The sequence below is a fragment of the Adhaeribacter arboris genome (assembly GCF_003023845.1).
In the GTDB taxonomy this organism is placed as follows: Bacteria; Bacteroidota; Bacteroidia; order Cytophagales; family Hymenobacteraceae; genus Adhaeribacter; species Adhaeribacter arboris.
In genome coordinates, this window is the sequence record NZ_PYFT01000001.1 from 5,266,471 (window position 1) to 5,280,919 (window position 14,449).

The window sequence follows — 14,449 nt, forward strand, 5'->3', positions numbered from 1 at the left end:
CAATTTATTTTACATTCCGGAAATACTGTTCGGCCAGCGGGCTCCGATGAACCGATTGAGGAGTTAGCGGTACGGTGGGTTGCGGTAATACGCTTTCAAAAGCCGCAGCTACCGTAACCAAACAGGGGCTACACGTAATTTTGCCGGTTTGCACTTCCGTTATCAGCTGCCTTAAACTTTTTAAGCTTTTTAGATATTTAACCGGTTGATTAACCGTAATCTGAGCTAGTTCCTGACCGGCTTGTTGCAGTAAAAGTATTTCTTTTCCCGCTTTTATAAAGCCCGGTTGCTGGGCGGAAAGCCACGGGAGTGCCTGCCTTATAAAAGGATAAGATTGTTTTTCTGTCCGATTCTCGATGTTGTCCGGAGCGTTTATTTTATTTAATTCCCCGGTAAGTCTTTTTTCAGCTTCTTTCAAGGGCGGCGCATCAAAACCCATTTTACGCACGTAAGCCCGCGATTTTTGCTGTACTTCTTTTAATAAACGTAATGCTTTGTACTCAAAAGGCAGGGCGGCTTCCGGCTGGCTCAGGCGTAGCCGTAGCTCCGCTTCCCACATTTGGGCTAAAGCCGCTTTTAGTTGCGCTTTCACGGCCGGTTCAAAATAAGTAGCATCTTCTTCGGTGTCGTGTTGGTGGATATAAGGTGCCAGTAATTCGGTAGCGTTGTTAGGTTCTTTTGAGGTAGCGCTGTGGCCATGACCATCGTCATCGTGGTGTTCCGCGGCTGGGTTTGCGCCAATCACTGTTTCTGATTCTTCGCCCAAAAATTTGCCGTAACGCAGCCGTAATATTTTCTGGTCGGCACCTAAATTGTTAGAACGTTCCTGCACCACTATGGGCGTTAAAACTTTCTTGCCTTGAATGAGCTTCTCCGTATCGATAATTAACTGGCGTTGGCTCCGGAAATAGGCAGGCACCACGGATACCCCCAAGGATAAAGCTGCGCCATCGGTTACCACGGTAGTATCTTCGAGTTGCACAAAATACGTTTCAGAGCGAGCGTAGCCACGGTGGTTATCCCAGGCTTGCAAATAGAAATAGAACTCATCGCCGTAAGTCATCCCCAAGGCTTTTAAATCTATATTTTTCCGGACGGAATGCTGTTTTAACGATTTAATCGAATTGAGACTTAGCGGGTATGGCACCTCCCGGAATGTAACGCTTTCGCCGGAACCTTGGGCTATGGTGGCCACCAGATTCGCTTTTTGCAAACCGTAATCATCACTCAAGTTTGCCTCTACGTTTACTTGTTGCGGCTCGCCAAATTGAATTTCGGAATAAGGTTTGGGTTTTTGAATTGAAATAACTGGATTTTGATCCGCTAGGAGTTCTACGGCGTATAATTCTGATTTTTTAGCATTTAAATCAAGGGTGTAAATAAAAGAACGGGCGGGAGTGAAGGAAGTTGTATACGTGTTTGGTTTAGTCGCTACCTTCCGGAAAGTAAGCTTAGATTTTTCCGCAGTATTTAGCTGCAAGTTATTTATATTACCGGTAGTACGAACTACCCAGGTTAGGCGGGAGCCTTCTTCTGCTTTAAAATTAAGATTGTTTAAAGTATAAGCGAGCCGGTGCGTATAAGCCGGCGGTATAACCCGGATGCTCACGGATTGGATTCGCGCTACTGATTTTATAGTAGTTTTAATTTGATTTTCCGGTTGCTCCGAGGTAGTTGCCAGAGTAGTTTTTTCCTGGGAAAAATAGGGTAGAAATAAAATAACAGCAGATAAAAACAAGCTTAAAAATAAGGTAAACCAAGCCTTGTTATACGAAATTGCTATCGCTTTTTTCGGGTCCAGAGCACGCAGCAAAGGCGCTAGCCGCTGCACTTGCAATCGTTCCAACAAGTTCAGGTTTTCCGGAGGCGTGAGCAGCAGGTGGCAGCTTTCTTGAAGTTCCGGTTGCGTTCTGTTTAAATGTTGAACAATAGCAGCGGGAGAAATACGCCGGGTTTTTTGAATTTCCCAAATCAGAAAAAAAATACCTATCCCCCAAATAAATAATACAGTAAAACTAGAGCTATTTTCTGGTTGCCATTTAAAATAGATGGCGAGCCACACTAAACTGAATGCCAGGGACAATAAACCATAAAAGGCGATTTTCCGGCGGATATAGGATTGTTTGACTTCGTTAATAAAATCTATGCCGCTCATACTCTTGCCTTTTGAAAGCTTACCATCCGTTCCAGTAAAAATAAAATAGCGGCGAGTAATAGAAACCAATATTTCAAATCCCGTAAATGAATATTTTCAGAAACTATATGGCTGGTTGGCCGACGAATTACGGGTTGCACCTGGGTTTCAGCAATAAGGCGGGCGTCGTATTTTATTGTTGGTTCCGGCCAGAGCAAGGAGCTAAGAATTTCCGGGAAATAGCTGCTTTCGGGCAAACTGTTCCATTGGGAATTAAACCGGCTGGCAAAGTAATAAGTGCCGCCTTTTCCGGCGGGTACAAAGTGCAAAATAGATTCGCCGTAATTGTTTTTCCAGCTTTGCAAACTATTTTCGCGGGAAATAGGCGCATGTTTACTTAATCGAATGGATGCGGGCCAGCCCGTTACCGTAAGCCAGTTAGCGGTGGTACTTTTTATTCCGGTTGGTACATCCTTAAAAATAAAAAGCCCTTGCGCTAGTTTAAGCTTGATATTATCCGGAATAGCCGCGTCGGATAGCCAGAAAAGAAAATCTGCTTTACTGTTTAAATTATTAAGGGTAGTGCTCAATTGAACAGCAACGGGACGATGCGTGTAGGAGCGAAGCGCTTCCAAGGTCGCCCGCACGTATCCGGCATCTGCTTGGCGGCTTTGGTTATAGATAATAGCAACGCGCATGGAATCTTTCTCCACTTCTATTATTTCTGGAGTATTCCGTATTTTCAAAAAAGCTCGTTTACCTTCCTGGGAAAATAGTAAAGCAGGGGCATCAGGAATGGTTACTGTCTGGTTAGATATTGGTTTAGCGAAAGGATAAGGCGTAAACCTAGTTTCGGAACTGGTACTACGGCCCAGTAAAACAGTAAGCGAATCGACATTGGATGGAAAAGCTTCCTGCACCCAAATTTTGTTCTGGTTGGTTGGAATAGTTACCCAGTGAATCGTATTATTTAAAACTGGCCGACGACCAGCGAAATTATTTAAATTATTTGGTGTAAAAATTAAATGCTCTAATGCAGTTGAAAATTTATGGCTTAACTGTTGGACTAAAGTCCAATAATTTGTCGCCCCAGAATCTGCCTTAATTAGTAATTTGCCTTGTTTGATGTTTATCCAATCTTCGGCAGATAGAAGCGGAAAGGTGTTTCTCAGTTGCCGCAGTTCATAATTTTGTTGGGTCAGGGAATCAAGGGTATTTTGAATAAGCGGTAAATTAGGTGTTATTAGAAGTTCTGGTGCTACCCAAACGTATTTTTGGCTTTTCGGCGGAAGCGTTTGCCTCCAGACGGGCTGCACCAGAAACAAAACCAATACGGTTAAAAGCAGACAGCGCAGCAAGAGCAAAGGCCAATCCTGAAAACGCAGGCTACGGGCTTTTTTACTGGCCGTAGCTGCCAGCCATTTAATACTCCCTACCTTAATAACTCTGGGCGGCTTTTTATTCCAGAGGTGAATCAGCACCGGAACCAATAGGCCAGCCAGTGCGATAAACCAAAAGGAAGAAAGCAGTTGCAACATAAAATATTTTAAATTTTGGAATTTTATCTTATCGCTGCAGACGATACTTCAGCAATAAGCGCAGCGCTTTATCTAAAGGTTCGTGCAATAGCAACTGGTCGTAAGTAATTTGTTTTTTGCGCAAGCTAGCGGCCAATTTTTGCAACCAAGCCTGGTAATTGGCTTCGTACAGCAACCGTTGTTGGCTAGAATCTACCTGAATCGTTTCGCCGGTTTCTAAATCCTCCAATAATACCGCACCCGAATAAGCTAAATTTAATTCCTGCTTACCCAATAGGTGCAGCAATAGAACCTCCTGGCCGCGACGGCGCAAAGAACTTAATACATCCGTAATTTCCGTTTCCTGTTCGTACATATCGCTCAGAAAAACGGTAATGGTTTTCTTTTTAGTGGTTTGTAATAAACTATTGCTTACTGGCACTGTAGCAAAACGGCCGGTGGCCGTTAATTTATCGAGTGCGGTAAAAAAGCGGGGCAACTGACGGTTACTACCGGCGGGTAAAATATTAGTTAATTTGTTTTCGTGTAATACGTGTAAGGAGATTTCATCGCCTTGTTGGACTGCCAAATAACCTAAACAAGCCACCACTAATTTAGCGTAAGTTATTTTACTCATACCGGCTTCCTCGTAGTTCATGGAATTACTGGCATCTACCACAAATTGTACCCGCAAATTGGTATCGGTTTCAGATTCCCGGATATAATATCGGTCGGAGCGGGCAAACATTTTCCAGTCCAGTTGTCGCAAATCGTCGCCGGGCTGGTAGCTCCGGTATTGGCTAAACTCTAATCCAGCACCTCGTTTCAGACTATTATGCAAACCGGCAGTAAACCCAGCCACCACCATGCGTGCCACTAAAGACAGATCTTTTAGGGCGGCCAGGGTTTGCGGATCTATTAACTTGGTTTGCATTTTTTAGTTGAGCTTTATAAGGTAAAGAACATTCAATAACCAAAGGCTAATTTTTATTTTAAACTAGATTTCGGAAGTTTAATGGCTTTTAATAACTCGGAAACTACGCGGTCGGTATTTATTTCTTCCGCCTCGGCGTTAAAATCGGTTACGATGCGGTGCCGCAGTACGGGGTAAGCTAAGGTTTGAATATCCGGGGCAGTAACCGAGAAACGATTATGCAGCAAGGCCCGGGCTTTAGCCGTTAAGATTAAAGCTTGTCCGGCCCTTGGACCAGCACCCCAGCGCACGTATTCTTTTACCATACTAACCGTGGTGGTAGCCGAGCGGGTATTCCGTACCAGCTGGTTCACGTAAGAAACTAAATCCGGACTAATGGTTACTTCCCGCACTAATTTTTGTAATTGCACTAAGTCGTGGCTGGTTAAAGCGGCTTTTACTTCTGGTTGGTGGGTGCCGGTTGTGTTGGCCAAAATACTTAATTCTTCTTGTTCGGTGGGGTACTGAATACGGATGTACAATAAAAACCGGTCGAGCTGAGCTTCTGGTAAGGGATACGTGCCGGCTTGTTCAATGGGGTTTTGAGTAGCTAAAATAAAAAAAGGGCGGGGCAGCACATAGGTTTTACCGGCGTAGGTTATCTCAAACTCCTGCATGGCTTCGAGTAAGGCGGCCTGGGTTTTAGGGGGAGTCCGGTTAATTTCATCGGCCAGAACAATATTGGCGAAAACGGGACCTTCGTTAAATTTAAAAAAACGCTTACCGGTACTATGGTCTTCCTCCAGAATTTCGGTACCTAAAATATCGGTGGGCATTAAATCGGGCGTAAACTGAATGCGCCGAAAAACACAATCTGTGGCGTTAGCCAACGTACGAACTAATAAGGTTTTTGCCAGGCCCGGTACTCCTTCCAGCAAACCATGACCACCTGCTAATAAAGTAATGAGCACTTCTTCCAGAACCTGTTCCTGCCCCACAATTATTTTCCCGATTTCAGTTTTGAGCTGCGGTAATTTAGCTAATAAATAATGTACTTGTTCTTCGGTTTGCACGGGTGGAGTAGACTTTAAATTTTTAACTGCCAGTATTTACACGGCTTGCCTTACTGGTTTATCAACTACTTTCTAAATGATATTACGCAAGGATACTATTTTGTCTCTTGGGAAGCTAATCTGTAGAGAAACATTTGAAATCTGCCCTTAACCGAAAGTAAAGCAGAACTTAGCAATCTATAAACAGTAAAAAAGTGGCTTATCTCCATGGAAAAGTTTTTTTTTGAAAATTAAGTTGGCGCGAGCGTCCTCGATCGTGTCTCCCCATGTAGTAGGCCTCTGGCCGGACCAACAGATAACCGATTTTAAATGCAATTAAGTCAAATTCCTGCCGGCCAGAGGCCGGACGATGAACATCACGAGCGAGGACGCTCGCGATAGAGTAAGAACGTAATGGCCTTATCTTTCAATAAAAAATTTCAAGTTTTGCCTCATAGAAACGAATAGTGTTCCGGCAGTTTCATTTTCTTGATTCATTTTAATGAGGAACGGGTATTACTTTGGCGAAAACTTAGGCAGTGAGCGCGTACATAATTATATTAACGCCAAACTTGGTATTATCTTCGGCTAGCCAACGTTTGTTCCGGAAATCGTAATCCCATTCACAGCCGTAATCTTTGTTGCTGTATAAAACGCCTATCCGGCCATCAATTATTATGGCTTTTAAATAATCGTGCACCAGGTCATCGCCCCAGCCGTTTAGTTCAAAAGAAGTGGGCGGCGGACCATCCGGAAATTTAAAAAAAGCTTTATAAATAGGATGTGTATTGGGGATTTTGCGCAAAGCGTTGCTGCCAAAGCAGGTTTCCATTTGTCGTTCGAACGAGCGGGCAAAAAGGCCGTCGATGTCGTGGTTGCAATCGTCGACAAAGACAAAACCACCGTTTTTAACGTATTTTTTGAAGTTGCTTTTCTCTTTGGCCGTAAACTGAACTAGTTTATGCCCGCTGAGATAACAGAAAGGATGTAAAAATAAATCGTCGCTTTCCAACAACACTACTTTCTCCTGGGTATTTACCGGAAGGGTGGTATATTCAATAAGGGAATTCAGGATGTTCGAAGGCATCCGGATATCGGTATCCCAATCGCCGGAACGGTATTGCAAACGAACAAAAGTAAAAGCCGAGGTAAAAAGCATCAATCGGTTTCAAACGGTGTCGCCGAAATATTTTCTTATTCGACTACTTATTCTTTAGCTTCTAAAGTAGAAAATTAAATTAATAATTCCGATTCTGCTTTAAAGGAAGTACGCACTGGTGTTTCGTCCATGGTCGATAGATGATAGTCAGTAAATCTGAGCTATAATGGGGCCAGAGCAGGTGAGATAATTATTTTCCGTAATATTTATTAATGTTTAAACCGCATCGGATAAACTGGTAAAGGTAAAATCTCGAATTTTTAACGGCGGAATCATGTAGTTTTGGAAAGATTCACCGCTTACGGTTCGCTCGGGTTTACCCATCGCTTCCAGGTTGTTGAGCATAATAACCGGACTCTCATTAAACCGGAAGTTTTTAACCGGAAAAGCTATTTTGCCATTTTCGATGTAAAAAGTGCCATCGCGGGTAAGACCGGTTAAAAGTAAGGTTTGCGGGTCTACCGTCCGGATATACCACAAGCGCGTAACCAGGATGCCTTTATCAGTACCTTTAATCAGATCTTCCAGGCTGGCGTTGCCGCCCTCCATGATAAACCCCTTAGGCGGCGGCACTGCTTTTACGCCTTGTTTTTCGGCCCAGTATCGGGAATAAGTTAAGTTTTTGATGACGCCCTTTTCAATCCAATTAATTTTTTCCTGTTTGCGGCCATCACCAGCCCACGGTGAAGTGGGTAGTTCCGGGTGCTGCGGGTCGGAGTAAATATGAATTCGCTCATCTACTAACTTTTCGCCGAGTTTGGTTTTTCCGCCGGGTTTACTCAGAAAGCTGCGGCCTTCGTCGGCGCTACGGGCATCCAGGTTAAAAAATAAGTTTTCCAGCAATACGGCGGCGGCCGTCGGCTCCAGTATTACGGTGTATTTTCCGGGTTCAATGGCTTTGGCGTTTACCGAGCCTTGTGCTTTCTGAATGGCTACCCGGGAAGCGGCCGCCGTATCTAATTTTTGAATATCGTTGTAACCCTTAGTGGCATAGCCCGAACCTTTTCCATCGGCTGTCCGGACGGTTAGAGAAAAGTCGACGTTGGTGCTGGGGTAATAGGCAAATAAACCTTTCGAATTCATTAGGGCCGTGTAGCCTTTGTAATTTTCGAGGTAGCCAGCGGCCGTTAAATTCTGAGCCCGAACTAGCTCCAGGCTTTGCGCTACGGCTTCGGCGCGGGTAGCCGGACTGGCATTAGCCGTAGCCTCCACAAAGCCTCTGCTCTCTAAATACTCCTGGGGAGTAAGCGGTGGCACAAATTCCGGGCTTTCCGGCGATAAGCGGGCTAGTTCTTCTGAGCGGCGTACTACTTTTTCCAGCGAAGCTTCATCAAATTCATCAATGGTGGCCGTACCCACGCGCTTACCAAAAGACGATTGTACCGCAATATTTTTATTGACGAGCGAACCGCTGGTAGAAACTGTGTTGCGGGCATAACGCAAATTGCCTCTTTCTTCACCCAGAATATTTATTTCGCACGTTTCCGCTTTAGAATAGCTCAGAATCTTCTTGCACAAGCTTTCTGCCTCTACCTTTGATAATATTGTTGCCATATTTTAGTCGATAGTCCATGGTCCACCGTCCACGGGTTTATTTTATAGTTGAAAAGTTAAAAAGTTGGAAGGTTGGAAAATTTTAAAGTCAGAAAGTTTAAAGTTTTACAAAGTGCATTCCTCATTTACTTCCAAATGATCATTCATTAAAAGATTTAAAAATCATCTACTTTAGTAGTTCATTAATTTAAAAACCTTCTAACTTTCCAACCTTCCAACCTTCTACAGCTTCCGGGCGGTATTGATAACGTTTACACCATTAAACCGAGCGGTGGCACTGCCGTGCGACACGGCGCTTATCTGTTCGGGTTGTCCTTTGCCATCGAAAAAAGTGCCGCCTAACCGGTAATCGCGCTCGTCGCAGATAGCCGTGCAGGAGTTCCAGAATTCCTGCGTGTTCGATTGGTAAGCCACATCTTTGAGCATGCCGGCAATTTTACCGTCTTTTATTTCGTAAAAAAGCTGTCCGCCAAACTGAAAATTGTAACGTTGCTGGTCAATCGAGAAAGAGCCGTCGCCAATAATATAAATGCCTTTTTTTACATCTTTTATCATTTGTTCTACGCTGAGGGGCAGGGTGCCCGCTGCGAGCGAAACATTCGCCATCCGCTGAAACTGTACATTGCTCCAACTGTCGGCGTAACAGCAGCCATGCGATTCTTTTTCACCAATAATGTGCGCCTGGTCGCGGATAGCCTGGTAATTTACCAAGGTTCCATTTTTTACTAAATCCCAGCGCTTGGTTTTAACACCTTCGTCGTCGTAGGCAACGTAACCCAAAGAGCCAGGCTGCGTTTTATCGGCAAATAAATTTACCTGCGGACTACCGTATTTAAAGGTTTTACTCTGCCATTTATCCAGAGTGGCAAAGCTGGTTCCGGCAAAGTTAGCTTCGTACCCCAAAACCCGATCCAATTCCAAGGGGTGCCCCACCGATTCGTGAATAGTAAGCCACAGATGCGAAGGATCCAAAACTAAATCGTATTTACCGGGTACTACGGTTTTGGCGGTCAGTTTTGCTTTACTTTGCTTGGCAGCGGCTACAATATCTTCGAGCATGTCGTAGCCTTTGTGGTAGCGGGTAGTAACGCCACTTATTTTATCCTGGGGGTTAGTAGTTAAATATTCATAACCCCGGCCCACCGGAGCGCTTAAAGAATCGCGGGTTTCAAATTTACCCGTAGTTTTATCTATAGAAGTTACCTGAAAAACCGGCCAAATGCGGTGCACATCCTGATCGATGTAAGAGCCATCAGTGGAGGCAAAATATTTTTGTTCGTTTACTAAAAACAAAAGCGAGTTTACATAATTTGCTCCGTTTTTGAGGGCGGCGGCATTAGCGGTAAGTAATAAATCGGCTTTTTCTTTGATGGGTATTTCAAAAGCGTTTTTCTGAATGGGCGTTTTCCAGGTTACTTCTCCGGCTCCTTTTTGCGGGGCCAATTGTACCGGCTCCGTTTGCAAGCGGGCATTGGCTTTGGCAATAGCTACCGCATCGGCGGCGGCGAAAGCAACTTCCTGTTCCGTTTTGGCATCTACCACAGCGGCAAAACCCCAGCAACCATTGGCAATAACCCGGATGCCCACGCCGTACGATTCGGTATTAACAATATTTTCTACTTTTTCTTCGCGGGTTATCACAAACTGCCTTAAGTAACGGCCAATGCGCACGTCGGCGTAGGTAGCTCCTTTGGACTTAGCGGCATTTAACGCGGCGTCGGCCAGCCTTTTTTTCAGGGCTACGTCTATAATTTCTAAATAAGCTTCCGGAGAAACCGCACGGCCAAACGCCGGCACCTGCGACAGCAATACGCTGCCCATGCCAATAGAAGTTAACTGAAGGAAATCACGTCGTCTCAAAATAGGTGCGTTAGAAAGTGCCGGGATAAGGTTAGTAAGTGTTTAAAAATAGGCTACTTAAATGTAATCAATTTTAATTATTTTAAAAGAAAGGGCAACTATTTATTTGCGGTAAAATTGTGAGTAGGTTTTTTTGTGAGTATTGTGCAAGTTTGTTTGCGAGGGTAATAGTTAATTTATTAATAATCGATCCTAAAGTGTAGATTTACTTCATTCTCCTACTATTGCTAGAATTTTTTTAAATATATTTTCTGATATCCTGAAATCAGTTTCTTGCACTTGCTCCAGAACTGGCGAAAGCTTTTCAACATAGCCTTTTTCTTTAGCTTTGACTAAAATTCCTAAACTTCCCGTAATTTTCAGATTTAGTGATTTGGCTACTTTTCTGGCTTTTAAGTCGTCAAGTGCTACAATAGAATCAGGTAAATCAAAAGTCAAGGCAATGGCGCTTGATTCTCCTGGTCCTAAAACATGGGTGAGTGTCTTTTGAAGTGCTTGGTTTTTTGCTTCTATTGTTTTTATCCAATCAGGTAAAGCATCACCAAATTCGGCGGCTATAATGGGCGTAACATAAATAGTGTCATAACATTGTCTGAGAAGCTCCAGTTTGCCTATTTTATCAAATAAAATCAAACAACTTGTGTCGCAGATAATTAATTCAGGCATTGGCAATATCAGATAATAAATCTTCTTCTGATTTGCTGAACAGAGAAAATCCGTACATACCCATTATTTCTATGAAAGCTCTTTTAGAAAGTCCGGCTAAATCAGCGGCTTGACCTAAAGAAAGCTTTTCTCTTTCGTATAACTCACCAGCTAATATTATTTTCAACTCTGGTTCATTTATATCCAGATTCTCCGGTAGGGATAAGTTTACTATTCTCATATTATTATCCGTTTAAATTCTTCTATTCTCATTGCTGCAGGTGAAGAGCGTGTCGTTTTAAGTGATAGATTCTCGAACGGTTAGGAAAAAATCTAATGCTTTTTATCTATTATTATACGTGGTTTTTCCTTTCAGAACGGTCAAATCTCAATTGAATGAAAGCTGAACTGGCACTATTCGTCTAGTAATATCAAACTCATTTAAACCGCATCCGACAAACTGGTAAACGTGAAGTCCCGGATTTTCATGGGCGGAACCAGATTGCCGCCTACGCGTTGGGGCTTTCCTAAAGCTTCGAGGTTGTTGAGCATGATTACCGGGCTTTCGTTGAACCGGAAATTTTTTACCGGGTGTTTTATTTTACCGTTCTCAATGTAAAAAGTACCGTCGCGGGTGAGGCCGGTGTACAGTAAGGTTTGCGGGTCTACCGCCCGGATGTACCACAAGCGGGTTACCAAAATGCCCCGGTCGGTACTTTTAATCATGTCGTCGATGCTTTGGGTGCCACCCAGCATAATAAAGCCGCCGGGCCGCGGAATAGATTTGATGTTTTTATGCTGCGCCCAGTAACGGGTGTTGTACAGGTTTTTAACCACGCCTTTTTCAATCCAGGTTATTTTCTCTTGCGGCCGGCCATCGTCCGCCCAACCGCTGCTAGGTATGTCCGGGTTAGTAGGGTCGGAGTAAATGGTGATGCGTTCGTCAAATAATTTTTCGCCAAGTTTAGTGCCACCACCTTTTTTAGCCAGAAAGCTGCGGCCTTCGTCGGCATTACGGGTATCTAAACTGTTGAGTAAAGCTCCCATCAAACTGGCGTCGGTGTTGGCCATTAAAGCGGCGGGCTCCAGAATAACCGTGTATTTTCCGGGTTCAATCGCTTTCGCATTCGAAGAGCCCATGGCTTTGGCAATAGCTACCTGCGAAGCTTCGACCGCGTCAAACTTACTAACGTCGCTAAAATCGCGGGTGGCGTAACCAGAACCGGTACCATCGGCAGTGCGCATGGTTACCGAAAATTCTACGCTTGAATCCTGGTTGTAGGCAAATAAACCTTTCGAATTCATTTTTGCGTTGAAGTTGCTGTAATCTTCCAGGAAACCAGCGGCAGTTAATTTCTGAGCATTGGCCATCTCAATGCTTTTACCGGCTACTTCGGCCCGGTATTCTGGGGTAATATTGGCCGTAGAAGCAAAGTGCGCGTTGGTGGGCAAGTAGGTTTGTGGGCTTAAAAATTCGATGTATTCTGGGTTTTCAGGGGCTAAGCGCGCAGTTTCTTCGGCTTGCCGCACTAATTTTTGCAGCGCGGCATCGTCGAATTCGTTAATTGTAGCCGTGCCCGCGCGTTTACCGAAACGTGATTCTATCGCCAGTGAAGTATTTTCTTCTGCCCCACTCGTAGAAACACTGTTACGCGCATACCGGATGTTGCCGCCCTCGGTTCCGCTCAAATTAACCTCGCATTCATCTGCTTTGGAGTAACTTAAAATTTTGCGTAAAATAGCTTGCGCTTCTTCTTTGTTTAGTATTGCCATGTTTTTTAGTTGAAAAGTTGAAAGGTTAGAAGGTTGGAAAGTTGTTAGATTTCTAGATTGTTAGAGAGTTGAATAGATAATTATATAGAGTTAAATAGGACACACGCTCCGTAAAACTCAAAACTTTTTAACTTTTCAACCTTCTAACTTTATAACCTTCCAACCTTCTAACTTAAATCTTCCGGGCAGTATTAATTACATTCACTCCGTTAAAGCGGGTAGTAGAACTGCCGTGCGACACGGCACTTATTTGGGCCGGTTGGCCTTTGCCATCGAAGAAAGAACCGAATAAACGGTAATCGCTTTCATCGCAGATAGCCGCGCAGGAATTCCAGAATTCCTGGGTGTTCGCCTGATAAGCCACATCTTCCAGCATGCCCACAATTTTACCATTTTTAATCTCGTGGAAAACCGTACCGCCAAACTGGAAATTATAGCGTTGCTGATCGATGGAGAATGAGCCGCGGCCGGAAATATAAATGCCTTTTTCCACGTTTTTAATCATATCATCAACGGATAGCTTGGTTTTACCGGGCGCCAAAGACACGTTGGCCATGCGTTGGAACTGCACCGAACTCCAATTATCGGCGTAGCAACAGCCATGCGATTCTTTTTCGTGAATAATATGCGCTTGGTCGCGGGTTGCCTGGTAATTTACCAATAAGCCTTCTTTAATAAGGTCCCAGCGTTTGGTTTTTACCCCTTCATCGTCGTATTCTACATAACCCAAAGAGCCGGGCTGCGTTTTATCGGCGAAAATATTAACCAGCTTACTGCCGTATTTAAAGTTTTTGCTTTGCCATTTATCTAAAGTGGCGAAACTGGTGCCCGCGTAATTGGCTTCATAACCCAGTACCCGGTCTAACTCGGTGGCGTGGCCCACGGATTCGTGAATGGTTAAGCCTAAATGATTGGGATCCAATACTAAATCATATTTGCCGGGAACTACCGATTTAGCCGAAATTTTAGCTTTAGCTTGTTTGGCGGCGGCGGCGGCATCTTCCAGAATATCATAATATTTATAATAACCTTGCAAACCGGTACCAGCCGGACCGGCAATTTTAGGGGCAGGATTACTTAAATATTCATAACCCATTCCCATGGGGCTGCTCAGGGCTTCCCGGGTCCGGAATTTACCAGTAGTTTTATCTACTGCCGTTACCGTAAAAGTGGGCCAAATTCGGTGCACATCCTGATCGATATAAGAACCATCGGTAGAGGCGAAATATTTTTGTTCATTTATCTGAAACAGGTTAGAATTTACAAAACTAGTCCCGTTCTCCATGGCTTTGGCGTTGGCCGCCAATAATAAATCCGCTTTTTCGGCTACAGGCACCGCAAAAGCATTTTTCACGATGGGAGTGCGCCAGGTAACTTCGCCGGTGCCTTTTACCGGGGCCAGTTGCACGGGTTCTTTCTGAAATTTAGCATTGGCCTGGGCAATAGCTACGGCTTGTGCGGCAGCCTTGGCAATACCCGCCTCCGTAACATTACTGGTGGCCGCAAAGCCCCAGGTACCGTTGGCCAGTACCCGGATTCCTACCCCGTAAGATTCCGCGTTGACAATGTTTTGTACTTGTTTCTCGCGGGTAAAAAGATACTGTTGCAAGTAACGGCCAATGCGTACGTCGGCGTAAGTAGCGCCTTTGGCTTTAGCGGCATTTAAGGCCGCATCGGCCAGCCTTTTTTTCAAGGCCACGTCCACGGTTTCTAGATAAGCATCGGGATGTACGGCGTGGCCAAATACCGGCACCGATCCTAAAAGCAAACCGCCCATGCCGGCAGAAGTTAACTGAATAAAATTGCGTCGTTTCAAAGTATGAAAAGTTTTAAAGTACGCGG

Annotated in this window: 11 protein-coding genes; all 11 read right to left on the reverse strand. The window is 44.4% G+C overall.

Annotated features, from left to right (window positions below; genetic code table 11):
- Positions 1-4: 4 nt before the first annotated feature.
- A complete protein-coding gene (locus tag AHMF7605_RS21365) occupies positions 5-2,155 on the reverse strand; it encodes a DUF4175 family protein (RefSeq protein WP_106932042.1) in 2,151 nt (716 codons plus the stop codon).
- Entirely contained in the window at positions 2,152-3,672 is a 1,521-nt protein-coding gene (locus tag AHMF7605_RS21370; protein ID WP_106932043.1) for a BatA domain-containing protein, read from the reverse strand. Before AHMF7605_RS21370 ends, AHMF7605_RS21365 begins: the two co-directional genes overlap by 4 nt.
- 28 nt (positions 3,673-3,700) lie before the next feature.
- Entirely contained in the window at positions 3,701-4,585 is an 885-nt protein-coding gene (locus AHMF7605_RS21375) for a DUF58 domain-containing protein (RefSeq protein ID WP_106932044.1), read from the reverse strand.
- A 53-nt stretch (positions 4,586-4,638) separates the two neighbouring features.
- Positions 4,639-5,637, reverse strand: a complete 999-nt coding sequence (locus AHMF7605_RS21380; RefSeq protein ID WP_106932045.1) for an AAA family ATPase — start codon at positions 5,635-5,637, stop codon at positions 4,639-4,641.
- Between the two features lie 511 nt (positions 5,638-6,148).
- Positions 6,149-6,775 (reverse strand): DUF4159 domain-containing protein, encoded by a 627-nt coding sequence (locus AHMF7605_RS21385; RefSeq protein ID WP_106932046.1) that lies wholly within the window; start codon positions 6,773-6,775, stop codon positions 6,149-6,151.
- A gap of 216 nt (positions 6,776-6,991) precedes the next feature.
- The gene (locus AHMF7605_RS21390; RefSeq protein ID WP_106932047.1) at positions 6,992-8,329 is read right to left on the reverse strand and encodes a TldD/PmbA family protein; all 1,338 of its coding nucleotides are present in this window, start codon (positions 8,327-8,329) and stop codon (positions 6,992-6,994) included.
- Positions 8,330-8,551: 222 nt separating this feature from the next.
- Positions 8,552-10,189 carry a TldD/PmbA family protein gene (locus tag AHMF7605_RS21395; protein ID WP_106932048.1) on the reverse strand — a complete coding sequence of 546 codons (1,638 nt, stop codon included), beginning with the start codon at positions 10,187-10,189 and terminating at the stop codon, positions 8,552-8,554.
- Between the two features lie 210 nt (positions 10,190-10,399).
- Positions 10,400-10,855 carry a DUF3368 domain-containing protein gene (locus AHMF7605_RS21400; RefSeq protein WP_106932049.1) on the reverse strand — a complete coding sequence of 152 codons (456 nt, stop codon included), beginning with the start codon at positions 10,853-10,855 and terminating at the stop codon, positions 10,400-10,402.
- Positions 10,848-11,075, reverse strand: coding sequence for a UPF0175 family protein (locus tag AHMF7605_RS21405; protein ID WP_106932050.1), 228 nt, complete (start codon positions 11,073-11,075; stop codon positions 10,848-10,850). Before AHMF7605_RS21405 ends, AHMF7605_RS21400 begins: the two co-directional genes overlap by 8 nt.
- Before the next feature lie 200 nt (positions 11,076-11,275).
- Entirely contained in the window at positions 11,276-12,607 is a 1,332-nt protein-coding gene (locus tag AHMF7605_RS21410) for a TldD/PmbA family protein (RefSeq protein WP_106932051.1), read from the reverse strand.
- 172 nt (positions 12,608-12,779) lie between these two features.
- Positions 12,780-14,423 (reverse strand): TldD/PmbA family protein, encoded by a 1,644-nt coding sequence (locus tag AHMF7605_RS21415; RefSeq protein ID WP_106932052.1) that lies wholly within the window; start codon positions 14,421-14,423, stop codon positions 12,780-12,782.
- Positions 14,424-14,449: the final 26 nt, after the last annotated feature.

Excerpts from the sequence above, each read along its gene's own strand:
- AHMF7605_RS21405 (WP_106932050.1), bottom strand. The coding sequence starts at position 11,075 with ATGAGAATAGTAAACTTATCCCTACCGGAGAATCTGGATATAAATGAA.
- AHMF7605_RS21385 (WP_106932046.1), bottom strand. The coding sequence starts at position 6,775 with ATGCTTTTTACCTCGGCTTTTACTTTTGTTCGTTTGCAATACCGTTCC.
- AHMF7605_RS21390 (WP_106932047.1), bottom strand. The coding sequence starts at position 8,329 with ATGGCAACAATATTATCAAAGGTAGAGGCAGAAAGCTTGTGCAAGAAG.
- AHMF7605_RS21400 (WP_106932049.1), bottom strand. The coding sequence starts at position 10,855 with ATGCCTGAATTAATTATCTGCGACACAAGTTGTTTGATTTTATTTGAT.
- AHMF7605_RS21370 (WP_106932043.1), bottom strand. The coding sequence starts at position 3,672 with ATGTTGCAACTGCTTTCTTCCTTTTGGTTTATCGCACTGGCTGGCCTA.
- AHMF7605_RS21410 (WP_106932051.1), bottom strand. The coding sequence starts at position 12,607 with ATGGCAATACTAAACAAAGAAGAAGCGCAAGCTATTTTACGCAAAATT.
- AHMF7605_RS21375 (WP_106932044.1), bottom strand. The coding sequence starts at position 4,585 with ATGCAAACCAAGTTAATAGATCCGCAAACCCTGGCCGCCCTAAAAGAT.
- AHMF7605_RS21365 (WP_106932042.1), bottom strand. The coding sequence starts at position 2,155 with ATGAGCGGCATAGATTTTATTAACGAAGTCAAACAATCCTATATCCGC.